The organism is Nocardioides islandensis (assembly GCF_015352455.1).
Lineage (GTDB): Bacteria > Actinomycetota > Actinomycetes > Propionibacteriales > Nocardioidaceae > Nocardioides > Nocardioides islandensis.
Genome location: NZ_JADKPN010000017.1, coordinates 77,423 through 104,063, shown reverse-complemented (window position 1 = coordinate 104,063; position 26,641 = coordinate 77,423). Strand labels below are relative to the sequence as shown.

At 71.9% G+C, this 26,641-nt stretch carries 25 protein-coding genes; 8 read left to right on the top strand and 17 right to left on the bottom strand.

The features are described 5' to 3' along the window. Positions 1–87, top strand: an 87-nt coding sequence (locus tag ISU07_RS21410; RefSeq protein WP_194708884.1) for an integrase core domain-containing protein, incomplete at its 5' end; no start/stop codon positions are given. 103 nt (positions 88–190) lie between these two features. On the opposite strand, the gene ISU07_RS21405 is transcribed toward ISU07_RS21410, so the two are convergent. Genes ISU07_RS21405 through ISU07_RS21395 form a run of 3 tightly spaced genes read right to left on the bottom strand, consistent with a single transcriptional unit; the run spans position 191 to position 3,191 of the window. Beyond that, on the bottom strand, positions 191–1,300 hold the full coding sequence (locus tag ISU07_RS21405; RefSeq protein ID WP_194708872.1) for a hypothetical protein: 1,110 nt from the start codon (positions 1,298–1,300) through the stop codon (positions 191–193). Then, complete coding sequence (locus tag ISU07_RS21400) at positions 1,297–1,836, bottom strand: SigE family RNA polymerase sigma factor (RefSeq protein WP_323742747.1); 540 nt, start codon at positions 1,834–1,836, stop codon at positions 1,297–1,299. Before ISU07_RS21400 ends, ISU07_RS21405 begins: the two co-directional genes overlap by 4 nt. A 56-nt stretch (positions 1,837–1,892) precedes the next feature. After that, on the bottom strand, positions 1,893–3,191 hold the full coding sequence (locus tag ISU07_RS21395) for an MFS transporter (protein ID WP_323742746.1): 1,299 nt from the start codon (positions 3,189–3,191) through the stop codon (positions 1,893–1,895). A 93-nt stretch (positions 3,192–3,284) separates the two neighbouring features. On the opposite strand from ISU07_RS21395, the gene ISU07_RS21390 reads away from it, so the two are divergent. Next, entirely contained in the window at positions 3,285–4,637 is a 1,353-nt protein-coding gene (locus ISU07_RS21390; protein WP_194708871.1) for an aspartate aminotransferase family protein, read from the top strand. Between the two features lie 12 nt (positions 4,638–4,649). Here ISU07_RS21390 and ISU07_RS21385 read toward each other — a convergent pair whose 3' ends face one another. Further along, positions 4,650–4,892 (bottom strand): hypothetical protein, encoded by a 243-nt coding sequence (locus ISU07_RS21385; RefSeq protein ID WP_194708870.1) that lies wholly within the window; start codon positions 4,890–4,892, stop codon positions 4,650–4,652. 147 nt (positions 4,893–5,039) lie between these two features. Here ISU07_RS21385 and ISU07_RS21380 point away from each other — a divergent pair, with 147 nt between their 5' ends. Continuing rightward, the gene (locus tag ISU07_RS21380; protein WP_194708869.1) at positions 5,040–9,296 is read left to right on the top strand and encodes an nSTAND1 domain-containing NTPase; all 4,257 of its coding nucleotides are present in this window, start codon (positions 5,040–5,042) and stop codon (positions 9,294–9,296) included. Here ISU07_RS21380 and trmB read toward each other — a convergent pair. Beyond that, the gene (gene trmB / locus ISU07_RS21375) at positions 9,293–10,021 is read right to left on the bottom strand and encodes a tRNA (guanosine(46)-N7)-methyltransferase TrmB (RefSeq protein ID WP_194708868.1); all 729 of its coding nucleotides are present in this window, start codon (positions 10,019–10,021) and stop codon (positions 9,293–9,295) included. The two genes, ISU07_RS21380 and trmB, sit on opposite strands and share 4 nt — an antisense overlap. A 38-nt stretch (positions 10,022–10,059) precedes the next feature. On the opposite strand from trmB, the gene ISU07_RS24975 reads away from it, so the two are divergent. Beyond that, complete coding sequence (locus ISU07_RS24975) at positions 10,060–10,653, top strand: VOC family protein (protein WP_194708867.1); 594 nt, start codon at positions 10,060–10,062, stop codon at positions 10,651–10,653. Here ISU07_RS24975 and ISU07_RS21365 read toward each other — a convergent pair. Then, a complete protein-coding gene (locus ISU07_RS21365; RefSeq protein ID WP_194708866.1) occupies positions 10,643–11,212 on the bottom strand; it encodes a mismatch-specific DNA-glycosylase in 570 nt (189 codons plus the stop codon). The genes ISU07_RS24975 and ISU07_RS21365 overlap by 11 nt on opposite strands. Positions 11,213–11,272: 60 nt before the next feature. On the opposite strand from ISU07_RS21365, the gene ISU07_RS21360 reads away from it, so the two are divergent. After that, positions 11,273–11,707 carry a hypothetical protein gene (locus ISU07_RS21360; protein ID WP_194708865.1) on the top strand — a complete coding sequence of 145 codons (435 nt, stop codon included), beginning with the start codon at positions 11,273–11,275 and terminating at the stop codon, positions 11,705–11,707. A 203-nt stretch (positions 11,708–11,910) separates the two neighbouring features. Here the strand turns inward: ISU07_RS21360 and tuf are convergent, their stop codons facing one another. The 7 genes from tuf to ISU07_RS21325 form a co-directional block, all read right to left on the bottom strand. Then, positions 11,911–13,104 carry an elongation factor Tu gene (tuf, locus tag ISU07_RS21355; RefSeq protein WP_194708864.1) on the bottom strand — a complete coding sequence of 398 codons (1,194 nt, stop codon included), beginning with the start codon at positions 13,102–13,104 and terminating at the stop codon, positions 11,911–11,913. Positions 13,105–13,174: 70 nt separating this feature from the next. Beyond that, entirely contained in the window at positions 13,175–15,286 is a 2,112-nt protein-coding gene (gene fusA, locus ISU07_RS21350; protein WP_194708863.1) for an elongation factor G, read from the bottom strand. Between the two features lie 79 nt (positions 15,287–15,365). Continuing rightward, complete coding sequence (gene rpsG, locus ISU07_RS21345; RefSeq protein WP_194708862.1) at positions 15,366–15,836, bottom strand: 30S ribosomal protein S7; 471 nt, start codon at positions 15,834–15,836, stop codon at positions 15,366–15,368. Position 15,837: 1 nt separating this feature from the next. After that, positions 15,838–16,212 (bottom strand): 30S ribosomal protein S12, encoded by a 375-nt coding sequence (gene rpsL, locus ISU07_RS21340; protein ID WP_194708861.1) that lies wholly within the window; start codon positions 16,210–16,212, stop codon positions 15,838–15,840. 198 nt (positions 16,213–16,410) lie between these two features. After that, positions 16,411–17,637, bottom strand: coding sequence for an MFS transporter (locus ISU07_RS21335; RefSeq protein ID WP_228522347.1), 1,227 nt, complete (start codon positions 17,635–17,637; stop codon positions 16,411–16,413). Between the two features lie 26 nt (positions 17,638–17,663). After that, entirely contained in the window at positions 17,664–18,113 is a 450-nt protein-coding gene (locus ISU07_RS21330) for a MarR family winged helix-turn-helix transcriptional regulator (RefSeq protein ID WP_228522346.1), read from the bottom strand. Between the two features lie 74 nt (positions 18,114–18,187). Continuing rightward, the gene (locus ISU07_RS21325) at positions 18,188–19,678 is read right to left on the bottom strand and encodes an NCS2 family permease (RefSeq protein ID WP_194708859.1); all 1,491 of its coding nucleotides are present in this window, start codon (positions 19,676–19,678) and stop codon (positions 18,188–18,190) included. 57 nt (positions 19,679–19,735) lie between these two features. Here ISU07_RS21325 and ISU07_RS21320 point away from each other — a divergent pair, with 57 nt between their 5' ends. Then, positions 19,736–20,023, top strand: a complete 288-nt coding sequence (locus tag ISU07_RS21320) for a DUF2530 domain-containing protein (protein WP_323742745.1) — start codon at positions 19,736–19,738, stop codon at positions 20,021–20,023. A 120-nt stretch (positions 20,024–20,143) separates the two neighbouring features. Here the strand turns inward: ISU07_RS21320 and ISU07_RS21315 are convergent, their stop codons facing one another. Continuing rightward, entirely contained in the window at positions 20,144–20,968 is an 825-nt protein-coding gene (locus tag ISU07_RS21315; RefSeq protein WP_194708858.1) for a DUF3027 domain-containing protein, read from the bottom strand. A gap of 57 nt (positions 20,969–21,025) precedes the next feature. On the opposite strand from ISU07_RS21315, the gene ISU07_RS21310 reads away from it, so the two are divergent. Beyond that, positions 21,026–22,477, top strand: a complete 1,452-nt coding sequence (locus ISU07_RS21310) for an MFS transporter (protein ID WP_194708857.1) — start codon at positions 21,026–21,028, stop codon at positions 22,475–22,477. Here ISU07_RS21310 and ISU07_RS24970 read toward each other — a convergent pair. After that, positions 22,474–22,881, bottom strand: coding sequence for a cold-shock protein (locus ISU07_RS24970; RefSeq protein WP_194708856.1), 408 nt, complete (start codon positions 22,879–22,881; stop codon positions 22,474–22,476). The genes ISU07_RS21310 and ISU07_RS24970 overlap by 4 nt on opposite strands. 102 nt (positions 22,882–22,983) lie before the next feature. Then, entirely contained in the window at positions 22,984–23,592 is a 609-nt protein-coding gene (locus ISU07_RS21300; protein ID WP_194708855.1) for an HAD family hydrolase, read from the bottom strand. Between the two features lie 51 nt (positions 23,593–23,643). On the opposite strand from ISU07_RS21300, the gene ISU07_RS21295 reads away from it, so the two are divergent. Next, entirely contained in the window at positions 23,644–25,782 is a 2,139-nt protein-coding gene (locus ISU07_RS21295) for a S8 family serine peptidase (RefSeq protein ID WP_194708854.1), read from the top strand. 10 nt (positions 25,783–25,792) lie between these two features. Here ISU07_RS21295 and ISU07_RS21290 read toward each other — a convergent pair whose 3' ends face one another. Beyond that, positions 25,793–26,641 (bottom strand): patatin-like phospholipase family protein, encoded by an 849-nt coding sequence (locus ISU07_RS21290; RefSeq protein ID WP_194708853.1) that lies wholly within the window; start codon positions 26,639–26,641, stop codon positions 25,793–25,795.

The following is a 26,641-nucleotide window of genomic DNA, read 5'->3' as shown; positions in this document are numbered from 1 at the left end:
GCCCCCTGGCTCGAGCACTACAACACTCAACGCCGTCACAGCGCACTCGGAGGCCACCCCCCAATCAGCCGCCTGCTACCAACGTGATGGCCGGGTACAGCTAGGGCGTGTCTCCTTGTCCTCGGCCGTCGCGAGCGCCGACGGGGCGGCGCGCAGCAGGCCATGGGATGAGGAGACACGCCCGAGGCCATCACCGGAAGGCGTTCTTGGCCCAGCTCGCCGAGAAGTTCCGCGGCGGCAGGTCGACGTACTCGCTGACGCGGTAGAGGTCGGGCGTGCCGACCCGCCAGGCCAGGACGCGGTACGCGCCGTCGGGCGCCGAAGCGGAGAAGAGCACGAAGTCGTGGCTGAACCACGCCATCGGTACGCAGCACATCTTGCTGCGGCCGTCCCCGAACGCGAGGAGCTCAGGGGCATCCGGCGTTCCGGCGGCCAGGAACTCCGGGTTGGCGTACTGACCGGGCTCGTTCGCCGTCGGCGCGCTCACCCCTTCGGCCATCCAGTCCAGCTCGGCGGCCGTGGCGTCGGGTCCGGCGACGGGGAAGGTCCACTGGTGGTCGCCGCGGTCCCACGGGTCGGGGCGACCGGAGCTCCTCGCCAGCCCGACGTGACCGTCGAGTGTCCACACGGATCTCTCGACGTCGTCGAGGCTCATCGGGACGGAGTCCCAGCTGTTCGTCGCCAGACTCCATACCTCGAGCCCGTCGGGCTGCCTGAAGAACACCCGGGTGCCGTCGGGCGAGACGCTCCCGTCCCCGAGGGGGCTGAACTCGTTGCCGCCCTCGTCGGCGACGGGTCCGAGCCGCCCGGACAGGTCGACGGAGACGAGCTGCTCGTCGGAGAACAGCAGGTACTGCTGCTTGCCCATCCCGAAGACGGCGTCCACGTGGTCCGGTGGGTTGTCGGCGTAGGGCGCCGTGCCCATCGACAGCTCCTCGGGAAGCCCGGGCACCTGGAGGACGGGCAGGTCGCCGTCGAGCGCCGCCGGCGGTGCCCACCAGAACGGCGCGCCGCGGAACTCGCCGGCGAGGGTGGCGCGCGGAGTCTCCGGGGCGGGTTCGGGAGTCGGCGGGGTGCTCGTCGGGCGACCACTCGGCGATCGCTCGATGGAGTCGCGCTGGTCCACCACGGCGACGGTGCCGGCCACCGCGACCATGGCCAGCGCGGCCACGCCCACCGCGACGGCCCGGCGCCGGCGGCGTACGCCGTCCGCCCGCTCCCACGCGAGACCGGCGAGGTCCGGGACGTCGATGTCGGCGACCCGCTCGTCGAGCAGGTCACGCAGCCGTTGGGTGGTCATCGGACCTCCTCGCCCAGGTACTCGGCCAGCTCCGGCGCCGCCTCCGCGAGCCGGCGCAGCGCCAGGTGGGTCTGGCTCTTGACGGTGCCGACGGCGACGCCGAGGGCGTCGGCGGTGGCCTGCTCGGTCAGGTCGTCGTAGTAGCGCAGCACCACGACCGCCCGCTGCCGCGGCGTCAGGGCGGCCAGCGCGCGGTCCAGCAGCAGCCGCCGTTCGGTGGAGTCGGTGAGGTCGACGGGCCTGCCCTCGGGCGGCTCGACCAGCACCTCGCGCCGGTGCTTGCGCCACCAGGAGATGTTGTCGCGCACGATGACCTGGCGGGCGTACGCCTCGGGCCGTCCGTCACGCAGGCGCCGCCAGCGCAGGGCCACCTTGACCAGGGCCTCCTGGACCAGGTCCTCGGCGCGCTGGTGGTCGCCGGTCAGCAACACGGCCGTGCGCAGCAGGCGGCGCTGCGCGGAGGCCGCCCACGCGCTGAACGCGTCCGCGTCGCCCGTCGCCCCGTCGGCGACGCGATCCGTGATGCCTCCTGGCACGACCTCCACACTCCCAGAACGCTCCGCGCCGGGTGGATGGTTGGAGGGTGCGCGGGTCAGAGCTGCGCGGTCGTCACGGTGTCGACCGCCTCGACGCGGTGCCGCGGGATCAGCAGCACCAGCGCGGCGGCGCCGATGCACATCCCCCCGGCGGTCATCCAGGCCGCGAAGTAGTCGCCGGCCTCCTGCCGCACCCACCCGGCGTACGACGCCGCGATCCCGGCGCCGACCATGTGGCTGGCGAAGACCCAGCCGAACACCACGCCCGCTCTCTCGACGCCGAAGTGCTGGCGACACAGGGCGACGGTCGGCGGCACGGTGGCCACCCAGTCCAGGCCGTAGAACACGATGAACACGAACAGGCTCGGGTGCACCGCGTCGGCGAGCAGCCACGGCACCACGAGCAGGGAGAGCCCGCGGAAGAAGTAGTAGGTGAAGAGCAGGTAGCGGCTGTCGACCCGGTCGGTCAGCCACCCGCTGGCGACGGTGCCCACGATGTCGAAGACCCCGATCAGCGCCAGCAGCGTCGCGCTGGTCGTCTCGGGCATGCCGTGGTCGTGGGCAGCCGGGATGAAGTGGGTGCCGATGAGGCCGTTGGTCGACCAGCCACAGATCCAGAACGACAGGAAGAGGCACCAGAACACCCGGCTGCGACTGCTCTCGCGCAGCGTCCGGATCGCCACCCGGGCGGCCGACTCGGTCGGGGGCGGTGGCGGTAGGTCGGCCTCGGTGGCGCCGTACGCCGTGGTGCCGGCGTCCGCCGGACGGTCGCGGAGCACCAGCCAGACGAGCGGCGCCAGCACCAGTGCGAACACACTGACCAGCCCCGCCGCCCAGCGCCAGCCAGGACCGTCGGCCAGGTGGGCGATCGCCGGCAGGAAGACGAGCTGGCCGGTCGAGGATGCCGCCGAGAAGACCCCGACGACCACGCCCCGGTGCGTGACGAACCAGCGGTTGGCGACGATCGCGCCGAACACCAGGGCCAGCGAGCCGGTGCCGATGCCGACCGCGAACCCCCACAGCACCCACAGCTGCCAGGCGCTGGTCATCAGGAGCGTCAGACCCGAACCGAGCGACACCAGGAACAGGGCGAGGGCGACCACGCGGCGTACGCCGAAGCGCTCCATCAGCGCGGCCGCGAACGGCGCGGTGAGACCGTAGACGACCAGGTTCAGGCTGACGGCCCCGCTCGTGGTGGCCCTCGACCAGCCGAACTCCGCCTCGAGGGGCTCCAGCAGCGCGCCGGTCGACGAGCGGAAGCCGGCCGCGGCGACCAGCGCGGCCATGGTGATGCCGGCGACCCACCAGGCCCGGTGGATGCCGCGCTTGGTGCTCGGCTCGAGGGTCGCGGTCACCGACGGATTCTATTTCCGCCGGCGGTACGTCGCCGCGCGCGATCCGGCCAACGGTCATCGACTCCCCGCCAGCATCACCCCTAGATTCCCGCCATGACCGCCGCGATCGACCGTCACCGCCTCGCCGCCCTGCGCACGGACGAGGAGGGGCGGTTCGCCCAGACGCACCCCCGCTCGGCCGCGCTGGCCGCCCGGGCGCAGGGCTCACTGCTCGCGGGCGTGCCGATGCCGTGGATGACCCGGTGGGCCGGCTCGTTCCCGGTGTTCGTGGACACCGCGAACGGCGCGCGGTGCGTGGACGTCGACGGGGTCGAGTACGTCGACCTGTGCCTCGGCGACACCGGCGCGATGACCGGGCACGCCCTGCCCGAGGTGGCCGAGGCGGTGGCGCGACGGGCGCGCAACGGCATCACCACGATGCTGCCGTCGGAGGACGCGATCTGGGTGGCCGACGAGCTGGGCCGCCGGTTCGGACTGCCGCGCTGGCAGTTCGCGATGTCGGCGACCGACGCGAACCGGTTCGTGCTCCGGTTCGCCCGGCACCTGACCGGCCGGCCGCGGATCGCGGTGATGGACTGGTGCTACCACGGCACGGTCGACGAGACCCTGGCCGTGCTGGACGGCGACCGCGTGGTGCCGCGCCCGGGCGCGATGGGCCCGCAGGTGGACGTGGCGATCACGACCGCGGTCGTGCCGTTCAACGACCTCGACGCCCTGGACCGGCGGCTGGCGCAGGGCGACGTCGCCTGCCTGCTGATGGAGCCGGCGCTGACCAACATCGGGATCGTGCTGCCGGACGAGGGGTACTCCGAGGGGGTCCGCGAGATCACGCGCAAGCACGACGTCCTGCTGGTCATCGACGAGACGCACACGCTGTGCGCGGGTCCGGGCGGCTGCACGGCCGCGTGGGGCCTCGAGCCCGACCTGCTCGTCGTGGGCAAGCCCATCGCGGGCGGGGTGCCGCTGGCGGCGTACGGCATGACCACCGAGGTCGCCCACCGGCTCGTCGGTCCGATGCTCACCGCGGAGGCCGACGTCTCCGGCGTCGGCGGCACGCTCACCGCGAACGCCCTCGCGCTGGCCGCGTCCCGGGCCGCGCTGTCGTCCTCGCTGCGCGAGGAGGACTTCGCCGTGGCGATCCCGCTGGCCGAGCGGTTCACCGCCGGCGTGGCCGGCGTGATCGAGAAGCACGGGCTCCCGTGGCACGTGCAGCGGCTCGGCTGCCGGGCGGAGTACGTGTTCTGCCCGCCCCCGCGCGACGGCGCCACCGCGGCCGCGGCCGTCGACGAGGAGCTCGAGGCGTTCCTGCATCTCTGGTGCCTGAACCGGCAGGTGCTGCTCACGCCGTTCCACAACATGGCGCTGTTCTCCCCCGCCCACTCCGAGGCCGACGTCGACCGCCACACCGAGGTCTTCGGCGAGGCGGTCGACGCGCTGGTCGGCTGAGCGGTCACGACGTCACGGCAGGTAGCGGAAGCAGACCGGCCGCGGGCCGTCCAGCGAGGTGTTCCAGCTGACGGGCCTGATGTAGCACGCGGTCGAGATCCGGGTGCTGTGGGAGGACTGCCCGACTCCCGTCTCGTCGACCCGCGTCGGAGCCGCGGCGGACGTGGCGGCCGTGGCCGCCACCAGGGTGGCGACGAGCCCACCCGCCAGGAGTCCGGTGACGGTGCTGCGGAAAGCGGTCGTGGTGGTGTTCATGGTGCTGCTCCCTCTGGTTGGGTCGGCGCCCCTTGTCGGTCCGACCCCCGAGTTGTGCACCCGCCCGGTATCTCGGTGCCGCCTCACCGGTATCTCGCCGGTATCTCCTCGCTTGACGGCACCTGGGGGCAGGTCGACAGTCGAGGAATGCGGATCTCCGTACTGGGTCCGCTGGAGATCGACGGCAACAGCGACAGCCTCGGGATGCGCGACCGGGTGGTCCTGGCGGCCTTGTCCATGAAGCCCGGTGCCGTGCTGACCGCCGAGCAGCTGTCGGACGCGATCTGGGGCGAGGCGCCGCCGGCGTCGGCAGCCAAGAACCTGCAAGGCTGCGTCAGCCGGCTGCGCAAGCGCCTGGGCACCGACGCGATCGAGACCACCGAGCTCGGCTACCGGCTCCGCCTGTCGGCCGACGACGTCGACACGAGCAGGTTCGTCCGCGAGGTGTCCCGGGCGCAGGAGCTCGCCACGTTGCGCGAGTGGGAACGGGCCACGTTCGTGGCCCACGAGGCACTGGACCTGTGGCGGGGTCGCCCGTTGGCGGACCTCGAGGAGTGGGAGCCTGCGATGGCCGAGGTGGCCCGCCTCGCCGAGCTGCGCACCGAGGTCGAGGAGCTCGCCGTGGTCGCGGCACTCGAGGCCGGGCACCACCACGAGGTCACGGCCCAGGCGCGTGCGCTGGTCGAGGCGGCACCGCTGCGCGAACGCCGCTGGATCCTGCTCGCCCGGGCCCAGTACCAGTCGGGGCGTCAGGCGGAAGCGCTGCGTACCCTGCGCCGGGCGCGCGTGGTGCTGCGCGAGGAGCTCGGCCTGGACCCCGGGCCGGACATCGTCAGCCTGGAACAGGCCATCCTCCAGCAGGACCCGGCGCTCCTCGTCGACGACGCCGCCGCTGCGTCCGAGTCCTGCCCGTACCCCGGCCTCGCGTCGTACGACGAGGAGGACGCCGACTCCTTCTTCGGCCGCGACGACGACGTGGCCGGCGCCCTGTCACGGATCCGGTCGGGCTCCCCGCTGGCGGTGGTCGGTCCCTCCGGGAGCGGCAAGTCGTCGCTGGTGCGCGCGGGGATCGCCCCAGCGTTGCGCCGCGACGGGCTGGACGTCCGCATCATCACGCCGGGGCGGCACCCGATGGAGGCGATCTCGGGGCTGCCGCCGCGGACCCGCGGCTCGGCCGCTCTGGTCGTCGACCAGGCCGAGGAGGTCTTCTCGCTCTGCCCCGACCAGCAGGAACGCCAGGAGTTCCTCAGCGCGGTCGCCAGGTACGCCGAGCACGGCCACGTGGTGGTCTGCTTCCGCGCGGACCGGACCGGCGACCTCGTGGCCCACCCCGAGTTCGCCCGGCTGGTCGAGCAGGGCCTGTGCCTGCTCGGTCCCCTGGGTCGCGACGACCTCCGAGCCGCCATCGAGCGACCCGCCCTGCAGGCCGGCCTCGTCGTCGAGCCCGGGCTGGTCGACCTGCTCGTGCGGGAGGTCGAAGGAGAGCCGGGGGCGCTTCCGCTGCTCGCGCACGCGTTGCGGGAGACGTGGCTGCGCCGTGAGGGCAGGACGCTGACCGTCGCCGGTTACCAGGCCTCGGGCGGCGTGCGCGGAGCGGTCGCCCAGTCGGCCGAGCACCTGTACGCCGACACCAGGGCCGAGGACAGGAACGCCCTGCGGGAGCTGATGCTGCGGCTGGTCGTCCCCGGGCCCGACGGCGAGGCGACGCGCGCGCGGATGTCGCGGCGTACGGTCGTCTCCCGCCCGGCCCAGGACGAGCTGGTCGACCGGCTGGTCGCCGCCCGCCTGGTGACCAGCGACGACGGCGTCGTGACGCTCGCCCACGAGGCGGTCGTCCGGTCCTGGCCGCGGCTCCAGGGCTGGCTCGAGGACGACGTCGAAGGCTTGCGGATCCTGCACCACCTGGCCGCGGCGGCCGACGCCTGGCAGGGACTCGGCCGGCCGGACAGCGAGCTGTACCGCGGGGTGCGACTCGAGCGCGCCCTCGCGTGGCAGGAACGCACGAACCCCGAGCTGACCGCGACGGAGCGCGACTTCATCGAGGCCGGCCACGCGGCGGCGGCGTCGGCGGCGCGGGTCGCCGCGGACCTCGCCCGGGCCCGCGGCGTGATGATCCGCCGGTTGCGGGTGGCGCTCGTGGGGGCGGCGGTGCTGCTGCTCGTCGCGCTCGGGACCGGGTTCGTCGCGGTGTCCCAGGGCCAGAAGGCCCTCGACGCCGCCACCGCCGCGCAGGCCCGGGGGCTCAGCACCGAGGCGCTGCGCAGCCGCGACCTCGCCGTCGGTGCGCTGCTGGCGGTCGAGGCGGTGCGCCTCGACGACTCCCCGCAGACCCGGAGCACACTCTCGACCTTCCTGTCGGGGCACCCGGACCTGCTGTCGACCAGCGACCGCGTCGGCCCTCTCGTGGGCGGTCCCCAGCTCAGCCCCGATGGCTCGGTCGTCGCGGTCTACGACGACGACAACGTGGTCTCGGAGGTCGACGCCGCCTCCGGCCACGTCCTCGCTCGCTACGACACCGACGGCGAGCAGCCCGACCTGCAGTTCTGGCCCACGCGGCCGCTGGCCTTCGCCCCCGACGGCGCGCAGCTCGCGGTCGGCCTGCAGACCTTCGGCACGACTCCCCTGGTGCTTCTCGACGCGAACACCTGGCAGCCGTCACCGGAGCAGCCGGCCGGGTTCCCGTCTGGAGAGACGAAGGCGATGAGCGTGACCTTCTCGGGCGACGGCAGGTACGTCGGGCTGGCCGTGAGCGAGCGCCGGCCGGGCAGCGTCGGTGACGCGGAGGCCGAAGGCGGCCCCCAGGTCGCCGTCGTCTGGGACCGCACCGACCTGCGGCACCCGGTCGCGACGGTCAGGTTGCGCAGGAGCGGGGAGTACTACCCCTTCCAGCGGGTCTTCTTGGACCGGCACGGTCACGTGCTCTACGGGAGCGACCCGATGACGGCATACCGGGTCCGTCCCCGAGCCGGACAGCCTCGCGAGGTCTGGCGCGCCCCCGGGATCAGCGCCGCCGACGTGGCCGACCTGAGCCCGGACGGCTCGTCGCTCCTCGTCTCCCACGGCGGGGACCACCCTGACCGGGTGGTCACCCTCGACGCGCGACGTGGTGCCGTGACCGCGAGGGCCGATCTCGACGGCGACGTCCAGGCCGTGGACTACGCGCCGCGAGGCAACGCGGTGCTGGTGGGGATCTGGCGAGGGTCGGCAGGCGGGGCCGTCGAGGTGCTCGACGCGAGGACGCTGGAGCAGCACAGCACCGTGGCCACCCAGCCCAGCGACTACGTGCAGCTCTCCGGCGACGGCACCGCCGCGGTGACGACGGCGGACACCGACCAGACGGTGGTGACGTGGGACCTGCGCGGCGACCGCGGCTTCCTGCGCGCCCTCCCCGTCGAGGCCGACGACACCTTCAGCTCCTCGTCGTTCCGGATGTCCTCGCCCGACGGGACCAGGATGGCCGTCTTCGGCGTCGACGGACGGTTCGGTCTGGCCGACCTCGCCACCGGGCACGTGACCCGAACACTGCTCATCGACGCCGGAGCCTTCACCCCGGGCGCGTGGGCGCCGGACGGCGAGCGCTTCGTGCTCGGCGCGGCCGACGGGTCCGTGCGGACCCTCGACCAGGACAACCGGGTCATCCGCAGCGCCAGCTTCTCCACGGACATGATCTCGGGGCTGGACTGGTCGGCCGACGGTTCGCGGATCGCCATCAGCGACATCCAGGGGTCGGTGCGGCTGGTCGACGCGGACACGTTCAGCCCGCTGGGTCACGCGGTGCACCTCCCCGGCTACGCCTCAGGCCTGACCCTGGCACCGGACGGGCGACGTGCCTTCGTGGTCGTCTCCAAGACCCGGAGGAACCCCGGCCAGCTGCCGCACTTCGACCAGTGGGCGCTGCTCGACCTGGAGACGGGGACGCAGCTGAGGTCCGGCACCCTTCCCGACACGGTGGTGAACATGGCCGACTTCTCACCCGACGGTCGCCACGTCGCGCTGGCCCTCTACTCCGGGAACATGAATGTGCTGGACACCGAGACCGGTCGGTTCGTCAGCGCTCCGGCTCCCCCCTCCTCGATCGGCGGTCAGGCCTGGTTGACCTACTCAGCCGACGGTGCGCACGTGGTGACGTCGGACTACGGCGGCTTCATCCGCCTGTGGGACCCCGACACCGCGGTCGTCGAGAACACCGTGCAAGAACCGCACGAGTCGTTCGCGTCCGCCCAGATCCGGCCCGGCACCTCGGAGGTGTGGTTCTACGGCTCGGGGACCCAGGCCTACGTCTGGGACACCCGCCTGGATCGGTCCATCGACTACGCCTGCCGGATGGCGGGACGGGACCTCACCGCCGACGAGTGGACGACCTACCTCGGCGACCGCGAGCACGAACAGGCCTGTCCCGGCTAGCGCCGCACGTACATCAGGTCGGTGATCGACCGGCCGGCCGCCAGGCCCTTGCGCTCGAACTTCGTCACCGGCCGCTCCTCCCAGCGGGGGACGACGCCGCCCTCCAGGCCAGGCTCGTCGTCGAGGACCTCGACCATCTGCTCGGCGTAGTCGGCCCAGTCGGTCGCCAGCCGCCACACCGCTCCGGGCGTCAGCCGGGACGTCGCCAGCGCCGCGAACTCCGGCGTCACCAGGCGACGCTTGTGGTGCTTCTTCTTGTGCCACGGGTCGGGGAAGAACGTCCACAGCTCGACCAGTCCCTCGGGCGCGACCAGGTGCTCCATCGACCAGACCGCGTCGACCGAGCAGAAGCGCACGTTGGTGGCGCCGGCCTCGGCGACCCGCCACAGCGCGTCCGCGACACCCGGGCGCCAGACCTCGAAGGCCAGGACGTCGTACGCCGCCCGCGACGGCGCCAGGGCGGCCGTCGCCTCGCCGACGCCGGAGCCGATCTCGACCACCAGCGGAACCTCGCGACCGAACCACGCGCTCCACGTGAACCCCGGCTCGTCGACCGCCTCGTCCGGGATCACCCAGTCCTCGTGGTGGGCCTCCCACGCCTGCTGCTGGCGCGGGGTGAAGCGGGCGCCGCGCCGGGAGTACGTCAGCACCTCGCGCATCCGCCGGCCGTCGGGGGTCAGCCGCTGGTGCGGACGCGCCGGGCGCACGCCACCCTCGTCAGCCATGCCCTCATCCAACCAACCAGGGGCACTAGTTTCGGGGCGTGGTGTGGATCAAGGCGCGCGTCGAGGTGGTCCACGCCGACCTGGAGCGCGAGACGGCCTTCTGGACCGGGGTCGTGGGCGGCCCGCTGCCGCCGCACCTGACGGTGCAGATGCCGGACCCGCCGTACGACTGGAGTGGCGGTCCGGGCGTCAAGGTCGAGGTCGTCCGCGACATCCCGGAGCCACCTGTGCCGCCGCCCGCCTCGTTCCCCGGGGTCCTTCGGACGCGGGTCTACCAGATCTGCGTCGACCGGCCCCACGACTGGTACTACGAGCACGGCGCGGAGGACTGGTCGCGGATGACCGGCGGGACCCTGGAGCCGTTCGACCGCCGACCCGAGTTCACCTGGGTGCGCATCCCCGGAGGCCCGCACCCGCTCGAGCTGCTCCTGCAGCGGGTGGGGACGAACGACCCGCTCCGGGCGCACCTCGACGTCGGTACGTCCGACCGAACGGCCGAGGTACGCCGTCACCTCGACCTCGGTGCCACGCACGTCGCCGACGAGGAGTTCTGGACGGTCTTGAACGATCCGGCGGGCTTCCCCTACTGCGTCACCGACCGCGACCCGGCGACGGGCGAGCTCACCGGATGATCCCGGCGGCACGCGCCGGACCGGCGTACGCCGCCGCCAGCGAGTCCACCGTCTCGTGGGCGTTGAGGCCGCTGGGATTGGGCACCACCCAGAGCTCGGCGGGGCCCATCGGCTCGGGTTGACGACCGGGCGCGGCCTTCGGCTTCCCGAACGCGGTGCGGTACGCCGTGATGCCCAGCATCGCGACCACGCGCGGCCGCACGTCCTCCACCAGCGCGAGCAGCCGCCGGCCGCCCTCGCGCAGCTCGTCGGCGGTGAGCTCGTCGGCACGGGCGGTCGCGCCGCGGACCAGGCTGGCGATGCCGATCCCGCGCTCGAGCAGCGCCGCCCGGTCGGCGTCCGTCATCGGGTCGCGCACGTCGACCGGATCCTCCACGATCCCGGCCTTCAGCAGCGCCGGCCAGAAGCGGTTGGCGGGGTTGCCGAAGTGGGTCTGGGTCGCCGCTGTCCGCAGGCCCGGGTTGATGCCGACGAAGAGCAACCTCGTGCCGGGGCCGACCAGGTCGGGCACCTCGACGCCGCGGTACGACGCCAGCTCGGCGCGGGTGAAGCTGACCACGGACCCACCCTGTCAGCCATTCCGGTTGTGGGCGTCGGTGGGCAGGCCTACCGTCGATCCATGAACGGCGGCGTGGTGCTCGGCATCGCGATCGTCGTCGCGCTCAGCTTCGCGAGCGCCGTGATGCTGCGGCTGCTGCTGAGCTCCCCGTCGATCATCGGCTGGGTCGGCGACAAGGGCGTCCCGGCCCTGCGGCGTCGCCTGCGCCGCCGCCGCATGGAGCTGCCGACCAGCCGCCCCATCGAGGAGATCGCGCACAACATCCGCCGCCTCGGCGGTGGCTACCACGGTGGCCACCCCGGCCGCTCGTGGGTGAAGTCGGAGGCGCTGCGCCGGGCCTACGACGAGGCGCTGGACGAGGGCTGCCGCGCCCTCGACATCAGCACCGACCTGCTCGACCTCGAGCCCGGCACCGAGCGCGACGCCGAGCGGATGCGCGTCGAGCACCTGCTGGCCACCGCCGGCCTGGTGATGCGACACCGACCGGCGGCATGATCGGGGACGCGCCAGCGGACCCGATCGTCGGTGGTCGAGCAGCGACCGCGCCCGAGCCTGCGAGGGCGCGACGGAGCGTGTCGAGACCCGGTGAGACGACCGCCGACAGGTGGCGAGGTCTCGACGCCGGCTCGACCACCATGCGACACGACGAGGCCCCGCCTCCCTGACGGGAAGCGGGGCCTCGCATGTGAAGCGCTAGATCACTTGGTGATCTTGGTGACCCGACCGGCGCCGACGGTGCGGCCACCCTCGCGGATCGCGAACCGCAGACCCTCGTCCATGGCGATCGGCTGGATCAGCTCGACGGCCATCTCGGTGTTGTCACCGGGCATGACCATCTCGGTGCCCTCGGGGAGGGTCACCACGCCGGTCACGTCGGTGGTCCGGAAGTAGAACTGCGGACGGTAGTTGTTGAAGAACGGCGTGTGACGGCCGCCCTCCTCCTTCGACAGGATGTAGACGTTCGCGTCGAAGTTGGTGTGCGGGGTCGTCGTGCCGGGCTTGATCACGACCATGCCGCGCTCGACGTCCTCGCGCTTGGTGCCGCGGAGCAGCAGCCCGACGTTCTCGCCGGCCTGGCCCTCGTCGAGCAGCTTGCGGAACATCTCGACGCCGGTGACGGTCGTCTTCTGCGAGCCCTCGCGGATGCCGACGATCTCGACCTCCTCGCCGACCTTCACGATGCCGCGCTCGATACGGCCGGTGATGACCGTGCCGCGACCGGTGATCGTGAAGACGTCCTCGACGGGCATGAGGAACGGCTTGTCCGTCTCACGCTCGGGGGTCGGGATCGACTCGTCGACGGCGTTCATGAGATCGAGGACCGACTGGCCCCACTTCTCGTCGCCGTTCAGCGCCGGGAACGCGGCCACGCGCACGACGGGGATGTCGTCGCCCGGGAACTCGTACTCGGAGAGGAGCTCGCGCACCTCCATCTCGACGAGCTCGATGAGCTCCTCGTCGTCGACCATGTCGCACTTGTTCAGCGCGACGACCAGGGCGGGCACGCCGACCTGGCGGGCGAGCAGCACGTGCTCACGGGTCTGCGGCATCGGGCCGTCGGTGGCGGCGACCACGAGGATCGCACCGTCCATCTGGGCCGCGCCGGTGATCATGTTCTTGATGTAGTCGGCGTGACCGGGGCAGTCGACGTGCGCGTAGTGGCGCGCGTCGGTCTGGTACTCGACGTGAGCGATCGAGATCGTGATGCCGCGCTGACGCTCTTCGGGCGCCTTGTCGATCTCGTCGAACGGCGTGAACGGGTTCAACTCCGGGTGCGCATCGTGCAGGACCTTGGTGATCGCCGCGGTCAGCGTGGTCTTGCCGTGGTCGATGTGCCCGATCGTGCCGATGTTCACGTGCGGCTTGGTCCGCTCGAACTTCGCCTTAGCCACTGGGGCTCCTCCTGGTTGTGATTACTTGTTGACTCGTAGGACTGATGAATGCCGAGGATCCGGACGAGAGCTACTCGCCGCGGACCTTCTTGACGATCTCGTCGGCGATGCCCGCGGGGACCTCGGCGTACGAGTCGAACTCCATCGAGTACGACGCCTGGCCGGAGGTCTTCGACCTCAGGTCGCCAACGTACCCGAACATCTCGGACAGGGGCACGAGGGCGTTGATGACCATGTCACCGTGACGCTCCTCCTGGGCCTGGATCTGCCCGCGACGGCTGTTGATGTCGCCGATGACCGTGCCGAGGAAGCTCTCGGGCGTGGTCACCTCGACGGCGAACATGGGCTCGAGCAGGACGGGCTTGGCCATCCGCGCGGCCTCCTTGAACGCCTGGTTGCCGGCGATCTTGAAGGCGAGCTCGGAGGAGTCGACGTCGTGGTACGCGCCGTCCTCGAGCGAGACCTTCACGTCGACCATCGGGTAGCCGGCGAGCACGCCGAACTCCATGGCGTCCTGGGCACCCTGGTCGACCGAGGGGATGTACTCCTTGGGGATGCGACCACCGGACACGTTGTTCACGAACTCGTAGCCGGCACCCAGACCGGTCTCGGGGTCGATGCTCGGCTCGATGCTGATGAGCACCTTCGCGAACTGACCCGAACCACCGGTCTGCTTCTTGTGGGTGTAGGAGTGCTTCTCGACCTTCTGCTTGATGGTCTCGCGGTAGGCGACCTGGGGCTTGCCCACGGTGGCCTCGACGCGGAACTCGCGCTTCATCCGGTCGACGAGGATCTCCAGGTGGAGCTCGCCCATGCCGGCGATGATCGTCTGCCCGGTCTCCTCGTCGGCCTTCACCGTGAAGGTGGGGTCCTCGTCGGAGAGCCGCTGGATCGCGGTGCCGAGCTTCTCCTGGTCGCTCTTCGTCTTGGGCTCGATCGCCACCTCGATCACCGGGGCGGGGAAGCTCATCGACTCGAGCACGACCGGGTTGTTGATGTCGCACAGCGTGTGGCCCGTCTTGGTGTCCTTCAGACCCATGACGGCCACGATCTGGCCGGCGCCGACCGACGCGATCTCCTCACGCTTGTTCGCGTGCATCTGGTAGACCTTGCCGATCCGCTCCTTGCGGCCGGTGACCGAGTTGAGCACGGTCGCGCCCGCCTCGAGCTTGCCGGAGTAGACGCGCACGTAGATCAGCTTGCCGAGGTGCGGGTCGCTCGCGATCTTGTAGGCCAGGCCGGAGAACGGCTGGTCGTCCGCGGGCTTGCGCTCGACCTTGACGTCCTCGTCGTTGACCTTGTGGCCGACGATCGCGTCGATGTCGAGCGGCGACGGCAGGTACTTGACGACCGCGTCGAGCAGGGGCTGCACGCCCTTGTTCTTGAACGCGGTGCCGCAGAGCACCGGGTTGAGCTTGTCGGCGAGCGTGGCGCGACGGATCGCCGCCTCGATCTCGTCGACGGAGAGGTCCTCGCCCTCGAGGTACTTCTCCATGATGTCGTCGTCGGCCTCGGCCAGCGTCTCGAGCAGCTTCTCGCGGTACTCGTCGGCCTGCGCCTGCAGGTCGGCCGGGATCTCCTCGATGGTGTAGTCCTCACCCATCGTGGTCTCGCCACGCCAGGTCAGGGCCCGCATCTGGACCAGGTCGACCACGCCGAGGAAGTCGTGCTCGGCGCCGATCGGCAGCTGCAGCACGAGCGGGGTGGAGTTCAGCCGCTCGACCATCATGTTCACGCAGCGGAAGAAGTCCGCGCCGGTGCGGTCGAGCTTGTTGACGAAGCACATCCGGGGCACGGAGTACTTGTTGGCCTGACGCCACACGGTCATGGTCTGCGGCTCGACGCCGGCCACGCCGTCGAAGACGGCGACCGCGCCGTCGAGGACGCGCAGCGAGCGCTCGACCTCGGCGGTGAAGTCGACGTGACCAGGGGTGTCGATGATGTTGATCTGGTGGTTCTTCCACCAGCAGGTCGTCGCGGCGGACGTGATGGTGATGCCGCGCTCCTGCTCCTGCTCCATCCAGTCCATCGTGGCTGCGCCCTCGTGGACCTCACCGATCTTGTAGGTGATGCCGGTGTAGAACAGGATGCGCTCGGTGGTGGTGGTCTTGCCGGCGTCGATGTGCGCCATGATGCCGATGTTGCGGACCTTGTTGAGGTCCGTGGTGATGTCGACAGCCACTGTCAGCGTTCCTTAGAAGAGTGGGTGAAACTGGCACCCCTCAGTACGCCGGCCGGTCGGGCCGGCGTACTGATGGAAGTCACCAGCGGTAGTGGGCGAAGGCCTTGTTCGACTCGGCCATCTTGTGCGTGTCCTCGCGCTTCTTCACAGCGGCGCCGAGGCCGTTGGAGGCGTCGAGGATCTCGTTCATGAGGCGCTCGTGCATGGTCTTCTCGCGGCGGGCCTGGGCGTAGCCGACCAGCCAGCGCAGCGCGAGCGTGGTGCCACGCGTGCCCTTGACCTCGATCGGGACCTGGTAGGTCGCGCCACCGACGCGGCGGGACTTGACCTCGATGGCCGGCTTCACGTTGTCCAGCGCACGCTTCAGCGTGACCACCGGGTCAATGCCGGTCTTCTCGCGGCAGCCCTCGAGGGCGGTGTAGACGATGCGCTGGGCGACCTGCTTCTTGCCGTCCATGAGCACCTTGGAGACGAGCTGGCTCACCAGCTGCGACCCGTAGACCGGGTCCATGTCGATCGGCCGCTTGGGCGCGGGTCCCTTGCGCGGCATGTCAGCTCTTCTCCTTCTTCGCGCCGTAACGGCTGCGGGCCTGCTTGCGGTTCTTCACGCCCTGGGTGTCGAGCGTGCCGCGGATGATCTTGTAGCGGACACCGGGGAGGTCCTTCACCCGGCCGCCGCGGACGAGCACGATCGAGTGCTCCTGGAGGTTGTGGCCGACGCCCGGGATGTACGCCGTGACCTCGACGCCGCTCGACAGGCGCACGCGGGCGACCTTGCGGAGGGCGGAGTTCGGCTTCTTCGGGGTGGTCGTGTAGACGCGGGTGCAGACGCCGCGGCGCTGCGGAGAACCCTTCAGGGCAGGCGTCTTGGTCTTCGACGCCTTGTCCTGGCGGCCCTTGCGGACCAACTGCTGGATGGTGGGCACCTGGGTGGTTCCCTTTCTGTTCTGCTCTCAGTACCCAGCGCCTTGCCGGGCACGATCGTGCTGCTACTACTGGTGTGCCTGTGATGGTGGGCACCGCACGAGCCTCTGAGCCGGAAACGCCCAGGTCACGCGGGCACGCACAACGGTCTGGTCGTCCCAGACACAAAGGTTGAGATTACTCTCGCGCGCCAAACAGGGTCAAAACGCGGGGTGAAGGTCCTTCTCCTCCGCGGCGCGCGCGTTGCTGCGGGCCAGGACCGAGCTCGCCAGGCCGGCGCCGACGATGACGAGGACGCCGCCGAGGATGAGCGTCCAGCGGGCGCCGAACGTCTCGCCGACCCAGCCGATGACCGGCGAGCCGATGGGCGTGCCGCCCATCACGATCGTCATGTAGAGCGCCATGACGCGGCCGCGGTACGCCGGGTCGGACTCGAGCTGCATGGTGGCGTTGGCCGAGTTGAGCAGCGTGATCGTGCAGAAGCCGATGAGCGGGCACATGACGGCGAACGCGACGTACGTCGGCATCAGCGCGGCGGCGATCTCGGCGCTGCCGAACCCGAGGGCGGCCAGCACCAGCAGCCGTACCCGGATCCGGGACCGCCGGGCCGCCATCAGGGCGCCGGCCAGCGAGCCGATCGCCATGAACGAGCCGAGCAGCCCGAACTCGCCCGCGCCCTTGCCGTAGACCTGGGTCGCCATCAGGGCGGAGGTGATCTGGAAGTTCATGCCGAACGTGCCGGCGAAGAACACCAGCACCAGGACCATCAGCATCTTGGGCTGGCTCCGGACGTACCTGACCCCGTCGAGGAGCATGCCCGGCGTGCGGGCGACCGGCTTCGGGCTGTGCAGCAGCGAGACGTCCATCCGCTGGAGCTGGGTGATGACGGCGGCGTACGACACGGCGTTGATGAGGATGACCCAGCCGGTCGCGTCCGCGCCGCTGCCCAGCGCGCCGATCATCAGGCCGGCCAGGCCGGGACCCATGATCCGGGCGACGTTGAACGCCGCGGAGTTGAGACCGACGGCGTTGGTCAGGTCGTCCTGGTCGACCATCTCGGAGACGAACGACTGGCGGGCCGGGGCGTCGAACGCCGACCCGATGCCGAAGACGAAGGCCAGGACGTACACGTGCCACACCTGCACCACACCGAGCACCGTGATCGTGCCGAGCACCAGCGACGCCGCGGCCATGGTGAGCTGGGTCAGCTGGAGCAGCCGCCGCTTGGGGAAGCGGTCGGCGATCACGCCGGCGTACGGCGACAGCAGCAGCACCGGCAGGAACTGGAGGCCGGTCGTGATGCCCAGCGCCGAGCCGCTGCCGGTGAGCTGGAGCACCAGCCAGTCCTGGGCGACGCGCTGCATCCAGGTGCCGGTGTTGCTGACGACGCTGCCCGCGGCGTACTTGCGGTAGTTCGGGTTGTGCAACGCCTTGAAGGTCGGTGACGTCGGTATCAGTCCTTGCGGGAGAGGGAGTCGATGATCGGGGCGGCCTGCCGGAGGACGGCCCGCTGCTCGGGCGTCAGCTCCGCCAGCCGGCGGGACAGCCAGGCGTCGCGGCGGGCGCGGTCCGCGCGGACCGAGGCGAGGCCGGAGTCGCTCAGGCTGATGACGACCTGGCGGCCGTCGGTGTCGTGCTTGCGGCGGGCGACGTAGCCGCGCGCCTCGAGGGTCTTGACCGTGCGCGTCATGCTCGGCGGCTGGACGCCCTCGGCGGTCGCGAGGTCGCCGACGGTCAGGTCCCCGTTGCGGTAGAGCTGGCCGAGCACCGCCATCTGGCTGAGGCTCAGCTCGTTGTCCGGGTGCCGTTCGGCCACCAGGCGTCGCCGGAGCCGCATCACGGAGATGCGCAGCTCGCTCGCGAGCCCGGAGTCGCTCCGGGCGGCCTTCTCGACGGTGGGCATGTCGTTAGCATAACTCATTAGCCGTGCTAACGATTCCTCGGCGACGGTTGTCCGGGCGACGCCCGGCGGCAGCGTCAGGTCAGCAGCTCGGTGACCGGGTGGATCGCGAAGTACACCAGGAACAGCACCGCGACGACCCACAGCAGCGGGTGCACGCTCCGGGCCTTGCCGCGGAACAGCTGGATCAGCGCGTAGGCGAGGAAGCCGGCGCCGATGCCGACGGTGATGGAGTAGGTGAACGGCATCAGCACGATCGTCAGGAACGCCGGGATGGCGATCTCCAGGTCGTCCCAGTCGATGCCCCTGACCTGCTGCATCATCAGGAACCCGACGAGCACGAGGGCTGGGACGGCGGCCTCGCTCGGGATCACGTCGACCACCGGCGACAGCAGGATCGAGATGAGGAACAGCACGCCGGTCACGACCGAGGCCAGGCCGGTGCGCGCGCCCTCCCCGACACCGGACGCGGACTCGATGTAGGAGGTGTTCGACGAGACGCCGCCCAGCCCGCCGGCGGCCGCGGCGACCGAGTCGACGATGAGGATCTTCTGCACGTCGGGCGGGTTGCCGTCGTCGTCGAGCAGGCCCGCCTCGGCGCCGATGGCGGTCATCGTGCCCATCGTGTCGAAGAAGTCGGCCAGCATCAGCGTGAAGATGAGCAGCAACGCAGCGACGACGCCGACCCGGTCGAACGAACCCAGCAGGTTGAACTCGCCGAGCGTCGAGGCGTCGGGGATGTCGATCACCTTGTCGGGAAGGGTCGGGATGTTGAGGCTCCAGCCGGTGGGGCTGTCCACGCTGGACCCGAGGTCGCCGATCGCCTCGACGATGATCGCCAGCACGGTCGTCGCCAGGATCGAGATCAGGATCGCTCCCTTGACGCGCAGCACCCACAGCGCGACGACGAGTGCCAGCCCGACGGCGAACACGACCGTCGGCCAGCCCGCGAGCTGGCCGTCGGGGCCGAGCTGGACGGGGACCGTGGTGCCGGCGACGTCCGGGATCCGGCGTACGAACCCGGCGTCGACGAACCCGATCAGCGCGATGAAGAGGCCGATGCCGACGGAGATGGCGATCTTGAGCTGGGCGGGTACGGCGTCGAACACCGCCTGCCTGAAACCGGTCAGCACCAGCACCAGGATGAGCACGCCCTCGATGACGACCAGGCCCATCGCGTCGGCCCAGGTCATCTGGCTGGCGACCGCGAACGCGATGAACGCGTTGAGTCCCAGGCCGGTGGCCAGCGCGAGCGGGTAGTTGGCGACGACGCCCATCAGGATCGTCATCACGCCGGCCACCAGAGCCGTGCCGGCGGCGATCGCCGGGAGGTTCGGGCCGTCGCCGCCGCCGAGGAAGTTGCCGTCCGCGTCCTGGGCGAAGCCGAGGATGAGGGGGTTCAGCACGATGATGTAGGCCATCGTGAAGAAGGTGACCACCCCGCCGCGCACCTCGCGCTCGATGGTCGAGCCTCGCGCGCTGATCTTGAAGTAGCCGTCGAGCCCGCCCCGCCGGGGCGCCTCGCTCCGTGTCTCCTGCTTGCCGCCAGCTGCATTCTGGTTGCTCACGAACGCAGCATGGCACTAGGCGAGCGCGTCCGGGAGTACGTCGGCTAGCGTGCCGGTGTGGAGCCGTTGCCCGAGCCGATCCAGCACGACATCGGCAACCGGACGTACTTCGTCGCCAACGTCGAGCCCCTCGACGTCGACGGCGTGCGCACCGTCCAGGTGGGCCTGGCGATCTGGTTCCTCACCTTCCTCGGCCTGCTCCCCTTCTGGTCTGCGCTCGCCGACGCCGACCGCACCTGGTGGCTGTGGACCTGCCTCGCCGGCTCCGGACTCGGCCTCTTCGGCCTCGAGTACTGCCGGCGCCGCCGGGCCGCGCGGGCCGAGGGACGCCCGTACCGGAATTAGGCCAGCGCTGGTCGAGGAGGTCGCGCAGCGACCGTCACGAGACCCGGTGAGAGGTACGCGGTCCGGTCACCGGGTCTCGTGACGGTTCCTAGCGGAACCTCCTCGACCAGCGGGCACGTTCTAGAACCCCTCGAACTCGTCGTCGGTGAGGGTGTCGTGGACGGGGTCGGGCAGGGGCTGGGGCTCGTGCTTGCGGGCCAGGCGTACCTCGGAGTGGGCGCCGCAGCCGTGGTCGAGGGACACCGCCCGGCCGTCGTCGTTGGCGTCGCCGTTGGCGCACACGCCGAAGGAGTCGGCCAGCGGGCCGGCGATGCGGATGAGGAAGCCGCAGCTGCGGCAGGTGTCCGGCGCGGCCTGGGCGAGGGGGGACGTGGGGCCGCCGTCGCCTTCGTACCAGCGCTGGGCGGCCAGGTCGCGGCCCTCGACGGACAGGGTGCGGACGCGGCCGAGGCCGAGCTCGGAGGCGACGCGGCGTACCTGGGCCTTCTCGTCGGTGTCCAGCGGGTCGTCGCCGAAGGAGTACGTCGGCACCAGCCGCGGGTCGTCGTCGGAGACGGGCAGCAGGTCGCCGGGCGAGAGGTCGCCGGGCTGGATCCGCTCGCGGTAGGGCACCCACTCGGGGGCCACGATCGCCTCGTCGCCGGGGATGAGCACGATCTCGCAGACGGTGACGGTCTTCTGCCGGCTCGCCCGCGTCACGGTGACCGACCAGCGCCAGCCGGCGTACCCGCGCCGGGTGCACGCGAACTGGTGGGTGACCAGACGCTCGCCCTCGACGACCGCGCCGAGGTGGTCGCCGACGTCCGCGGCGTCGACGTCCTCGAGGAGGGCGTCGCGCGCCGTGTCCACCGCAGCCATCGCCACGGAGTCGGGCTTGGCTCGCACCGTCGGTGCGGTCTTCAGTGCCGTTCCCTGGGCCGCGTTCACCGGCTCATCATCACTCATCGGGGCGTCCGTCGTCAGATCGGGCCAATGGTGGGTCGGTCGCGGCAGGATAGGCACATGAGCACCGCCGGGGGAGGTACGCCGACCGGGCGCGACCGCGCCCGGCGGGTCGGCCGCGCCATCGGCACGGGGGCCAAGGTCACCGGCCGGGGCGTCGCGGGGTTCGCGCGCGGCACCGGCAAGTTCAGCCGGTTCACGTTCCGGCAGGCGCGCCGCGCCGCCAACGCCCAGGGCGCCGACCGCTCGGGGCTCTCGCGGCTGATCGAGATGCACGCGTTCAACACCGCCGGCGACGCGGCGGTGGCCATCTCGCTGGCCGGCAGCCTGTTCTTCAAGGTGCCGTCGGGCGAGGCGCGCGACCAGGTCGCCCTCTTCCTCGCGCTCACGATGCTGCCGTTCGCGGTCGTGGCGCCGCTGATCGGGCCCTTCCTCGACCGGTTCGCGCACGGCCGGCGCTGGGCCATCGGCGGCACGATGGCGCTGCGGGCCTTCCTCTGCTGGGTGCTCGCCTCGTCTGTCGACAGCGGGTCCGCGCTCGTCTTCGCCTCCGCGCTCGGCGTGCTGGTGGCGTCCAAGGCGTACGGCGTCACCCGCGCCGCCGCCGTACCTCGCCTGCTGCCGGCCGACTTCACCCTCGTGAAGGCCAACGGCCGGGTCTCGTTGTCGGGCATCGTCGGGGCGTCGGTGTCCGCCCCGCTGGCCGGCCTGGCCTCGCTGTTCGGGTCGGAGTGGTCGCTGCGCTACGCCTTCCTGCTGTTCGTCATCGCCACCATCTGTGCCATCCGGCTGCCGGCCAAGGTCGACTCCAGCGAGGGCGAGGGCGAGATGAGCTGGCGCACGGGCAGCACCTCGCGCCGCGGCCGGACACGGACGCCGATCCCGGCGCCGGTCGCGTTCGCGCTCCGGGCGAACTGCGGGCCGTGGTTCATGTCGGGCTTCCTGCTGATGTTCGTGGCCTTCCTGCTGCGCAACGAGGACGTGCGGCCCGACAGCGCGTTCGGCGCGGGCGTGATGATCGGCATCGTCGTCGGCGCCGCCGGCCTCGGCCGGGTCCTGGGCACGCTGGCCGCCTCCGGCCTGCGCAAGGTCACGCCGATGGTCGCGGTCGTGCTGGCGCTCGTCGCCGACGCGGCGGCCGCACTGCTGGCCGCGCTGTTCTACGGCGTCTGGACGCTGGCCCTCCTGGGGCTGGTCGCCGGACTGTCGCAGGCGATCTCCAAGTTCTCCCTGGACGCCACCATCCAGCGGCACATCCCGCCGCGCGTGCAGGCCAGCGCGTTCGGACGCAGCGACACGACGTGCCAGCTGGCGTGGGTGCTGGGCGGTTTCGTCGGCATCGCGATCCCGCTGGACCCACCCCGGCTGGGGCTGTTCGTGGCGTTCGTGGTCGTGACCGCGTGGACCGGGTTCGTGCTGACGACCGTGCCCAAGAAGCGCGCGGGGGCCGGCACCGCCGTGACCCGGGTCGACCAGAGCGAGGTCGACACCCAGCCGATGAGCAGGCCCTAGGACTCGAGCTCGTCGGCGAGCGCGCGCAGCAGCTTGGCGGTGGGCGCTGCCGTGCGGCGGTCCGGGTGCCGGCCGTGGCGGTAGGCCTCGCCGACCTCGTCGAGGAGCCGGATCAGGTCCTCGACGATCGTGACCATCTCCTCGGGCTTCTTGCGCTGGGCGTTCCGCTGGGCGGTGCGCTGGTTGCGCGACACCGACGCGGGCGCCTCGAGCACCCGCACCTGCAGCGCCTGGTCGCCACGGCGGCCCTGGGCGATCCCGAACTCGACCCGCGTGCCGGGCTTGAGCGAGGTGGTCCCCTCGGGCAGGGCGTCGCTGCGCACGTAGACGTCGGGGCCCTCCTCCTGCGAGAGGAAGCCGAAGCCCTTCTCGGCGTCGAACCACTTCACCTTGCCAGTGGGCACGAGGGCACGTCCTTCGTCGGAACCTGTGGGGGGAGCCGCTCGTTGCGGCCCTCGGAAGCCTAGGCGGCCCACCCTGATCACCGCCAACGGGTTGGCGTGCCGTCAGACGCTCACGTACGCGTCCAGCCAGTCGGGGAAGACGGTGAGGTCGGCGAGCACCACGTCCGTGCCCGCCTCGACGAGCTCCTCCTCGGTGCAGCCGCCGGTCAGCACCGACACGCTGACCACGCCGGCCGCCTTCGCGCCCTCGACGTCGTGGACGTGGTCGCCGACCAGGATCGAGGCACCCTCGCGGCGCAGCACGTCGGCCTTGCCTGGTCCGACGACCATCCCGTGGACCAGGTCGACGTCGAGGGCGAGGTGCTCGACGTGGCGGCGGGCGTTCGGCTCGTACTTGCCCGTGACGACGAGGACCCGGCCGTCGTGGCGGCGTACGGCGGCGATCGACTCGGCCGCCCCCGGGAAGGCCTCGACGGCGTGGATCGCGTGCTCGACGTACAGGACGCGGAACCGGTCGACCGCCGCGCTCATCTGCTCCGCGGGGACGTACCCGTCGAGCAGCACGTCCAGCGGCGGACCCAGCCGCGCCGTGAGCTCCTCGACGGGCAGGTCGACGCCGAGCTCGTCGGCCAGCGCCGTGAGGGTCGTGGACATCCCGGGCGCGGTGTCGATGAGCGTCATGTCGAGGTCGAAGGCGACGACGAGGGACATGGGCCCACCTTAGGAGCGCCGCTCCTGGGCAGGCTCTGACACCATGGACGCTTGACCAGGTCCTGGTACTCCCGACGCGCGCTCGCCGGAGCGCTGACGGCTGCCGCCCTGCTGGCGAGCGGAAGCCTGGCCGTCACCGCGTCCGCCACGGAGAGCACCCGGGACCACGGCACCGACCTGTACCTCGTCACGCTCGTGGGACCGGGCACGGCCGGTGACCGGTCCGGGACCCCCGCCTACGACGTGCGGCTGGCCGAGACGGCCGCCCAGGACGCCACGCTGGCGGCCGTCGGCGCGGCCACGCCGGTGTACCGCTGGACGACCGCGCTCAACGGCTACGCCGTCCGGCTGACCCGCAGCCAGGCCCGGGCACTCGCGGAGAACCCCTCGGTGGCCGCGGTCGAGCGCAACCGGGTCCGCCGGCTCGCCGGCGTCCGAGCCCCGGCCGGCCTCGGCGTCCAGGACGTGCCCGGGCTCGGCGGGGCCGGCACCGTCATCGGCCTGGTGGACTCGGGCCTGTGGCCCGACAGCCCGCTGTTCGCCGACGTCCGCGGGCTGGGCCGGGCGCCCACGGCGTTCCGAGGCTCCTGCGCCTCCGGTCCGGGCTGGGCCACCGAGGTCTGTGACCGGAAGATCGTGGGGGCGCACTGGTACGTCGACGGCTTCGGCGCCGACCGCCTGCGCACCGGTGCCAGCCTCTCGCCCCTCGACGACAGCGGCCACGGCACGCTGGTCGCGTCGATCGCCGCCGGCAACAGCGGTGTCAGCGTCCATGTCCCGGGCCAGCGAGCGGGCACCTACTCGGGCGCGGCCCCGCAGGCCCGGCTGGCGGTGTACAAGGCGTGCTGGACCGCCCCCGACCCCCGCGACGACGGCTGCGCGAGCGCCGACCTGGTGACCGCCATCGACCGGGCCGTCGCCGACCGCGTGGACGTCCTCAACCTCTCGGTCGACGGCGGCCGCGCGGTCGACACCGTGGAGCGAGCCCTCCTCGGCGCGGCCGAGGCCGACATCGTCGTGGTGGGCGCCTCGGGCAACGCCGGCACGCGCGAGTACGCCGCGCACGCCTCCCCGTGGGTCACCTCGGTCGGCGGCACCACCGGCGTCACCCGCCGCGGCGAGGTGACCGGCGCCGGGCTGAGGCTCACGGGCGCCATGGCCGCGCGTCGCGCGACCCATCCGCGTCGCGTCGTGCTGGGCGCCCGGGTGCCCGCCGCCGGCAGCACCCCCGACAACTCGCGGTACTGCCTGCCCGGCAGCCTGGACGCGGGACGAGTGGCCGGCCGCATCGTGGTGTGCGAGCGAGGTCAGGTCGGCCGCGTCGACAAGTCCGCCGCGGTCCATCGTGCCGACGGCGCCGGGATGATCCTGCTGAACGTCACGCGCGGGCAGGTGGCCGCCGACTTCCACGCCGTACCGACCGTCCACCTGGCCAAGGACGACGGCCGGCTCCTGCGCGCCTGGCTGCGCGAGCACCCGCGTGGCCGGCTGTCACTGCGACCGGACGGTGTCAGCCGCACGCCCGACCGACTGGTCGCGTGGAGCAGCGCGGGCGACCCGACCGCGTCGTTCCTCAAGCCCGACGTCGTGGGCACGGCGGTCGGCGTGCTCGGGGCCACCCCGCCGTCGCCGTACGGCCGGCGCTGGGACCTCGGCTCCGGCACGTCGGTCGCCGCGGCGCGTACCTCGGGCATCGCGGCCACCCTGATCAGCCGGCACGACTGGACGGCCGCCGAGGTCCGCTCGGCCCTGGCCACCACCGCCGGCAACGTCGAGGGCGACCCGTCGCTGATCCGCCTCGGCGCCGGCCGCACCCGCGCCCGCGCCGCCGACCGGCCGGGCCTGGCGTTCGCCGTGCCGCCCGGCGACTACCGGGCGTGGCTCGACGGCGACCTGGCGGCGACCGACCTCAACACCCCGTCGCTGCTGCTGCACGGCACCGGCACGGTCACCCGCACCGTGACCAACGTCGGCACCCGCGGCATGTACTACTCCTCGGCGGCGCGTGGCTTCAGCAGGTACGACGTCTCGGTGACCCCGGCGGCGTTCAGCCTGGCGCCCGGCGAGAGCGCGACGTTCACCGTGACGGTCAACGGGCCGGCGGGAGCGCAGCCGATCGACGACGGCTACGTCATCTGGCGCGGGGCCAACGGCAACCGCGTGCGCGTGCCGGTCGTCATCGCGCGCTGACCCGATCCGATCAGGCCCAGCCCTCGCTGACCTCCGCGGCCATCCGCTGGCCCTGCTCACGCCCGGCGCGTGCCGCGCCCATCCGCATCGCGGGGTCCAGGACGTTGCGGCCGATCGCCCGCAGCGAGGGCTCGTCGGGCGCGATCCAGGCGGTCCGGCGGGCGCCGGTACGCCGCAGCTGCTCGGGCATCGAGTGCTTCTTGCCGAACGAGCGCCACAGCGGCACCACGGCGAGCACGACGTCGCAGCCGGTCGCCAGGTCGGCGTTGGCCGCGGAGCGCATCCCGCCGTCGACGTAGCGGCGGCCGCCGATCTCCACGGGCGGCCAGACGAGCGGGACCGCGCAGCTCGCGGCGACCGCGTGCACCAGGTCGACGTCGCCGTGCCGGTCGAACACGGTGAACGACCCGCTGTCCGCGTCCACCGCCGTGATCTTGAGGTCGCGCTCGGGCCAGGACGGGAGGGACCCGTCGGGCAGGCGCAACCGGTTCGCGAACACCGCGACCTGGTCGTCGGCCGGCCCGGGGTGCGCCCTCAGCGCGGCCCGGCCGATCCGGCGCCGCTTCGCGCGACCGTTGCCCGGAAGCAGCATCAGCCCGAGCAGGGTCACCGCCTCGCGCGTCCCGAACACCCCACCCGCGTCCTCCTTCGACGGCGGGCTGGTCTGCTCGGCGTACAGCTCCTCCAGGTCCTCCCCGCTGGCCACCACCGCCCCGACGGCCGAGCCCGCCGAGGTACCGACCACCAGGTCGGCGCCGCTGACGTCCGCGCCGCCGTCCCTCAGCCCGGCGAGCAGCCCGACCTCCCAGGCGATGCCGGTGACGCCGCCACCGCCGAGGACGAGTCCCGTTCGTGTCAC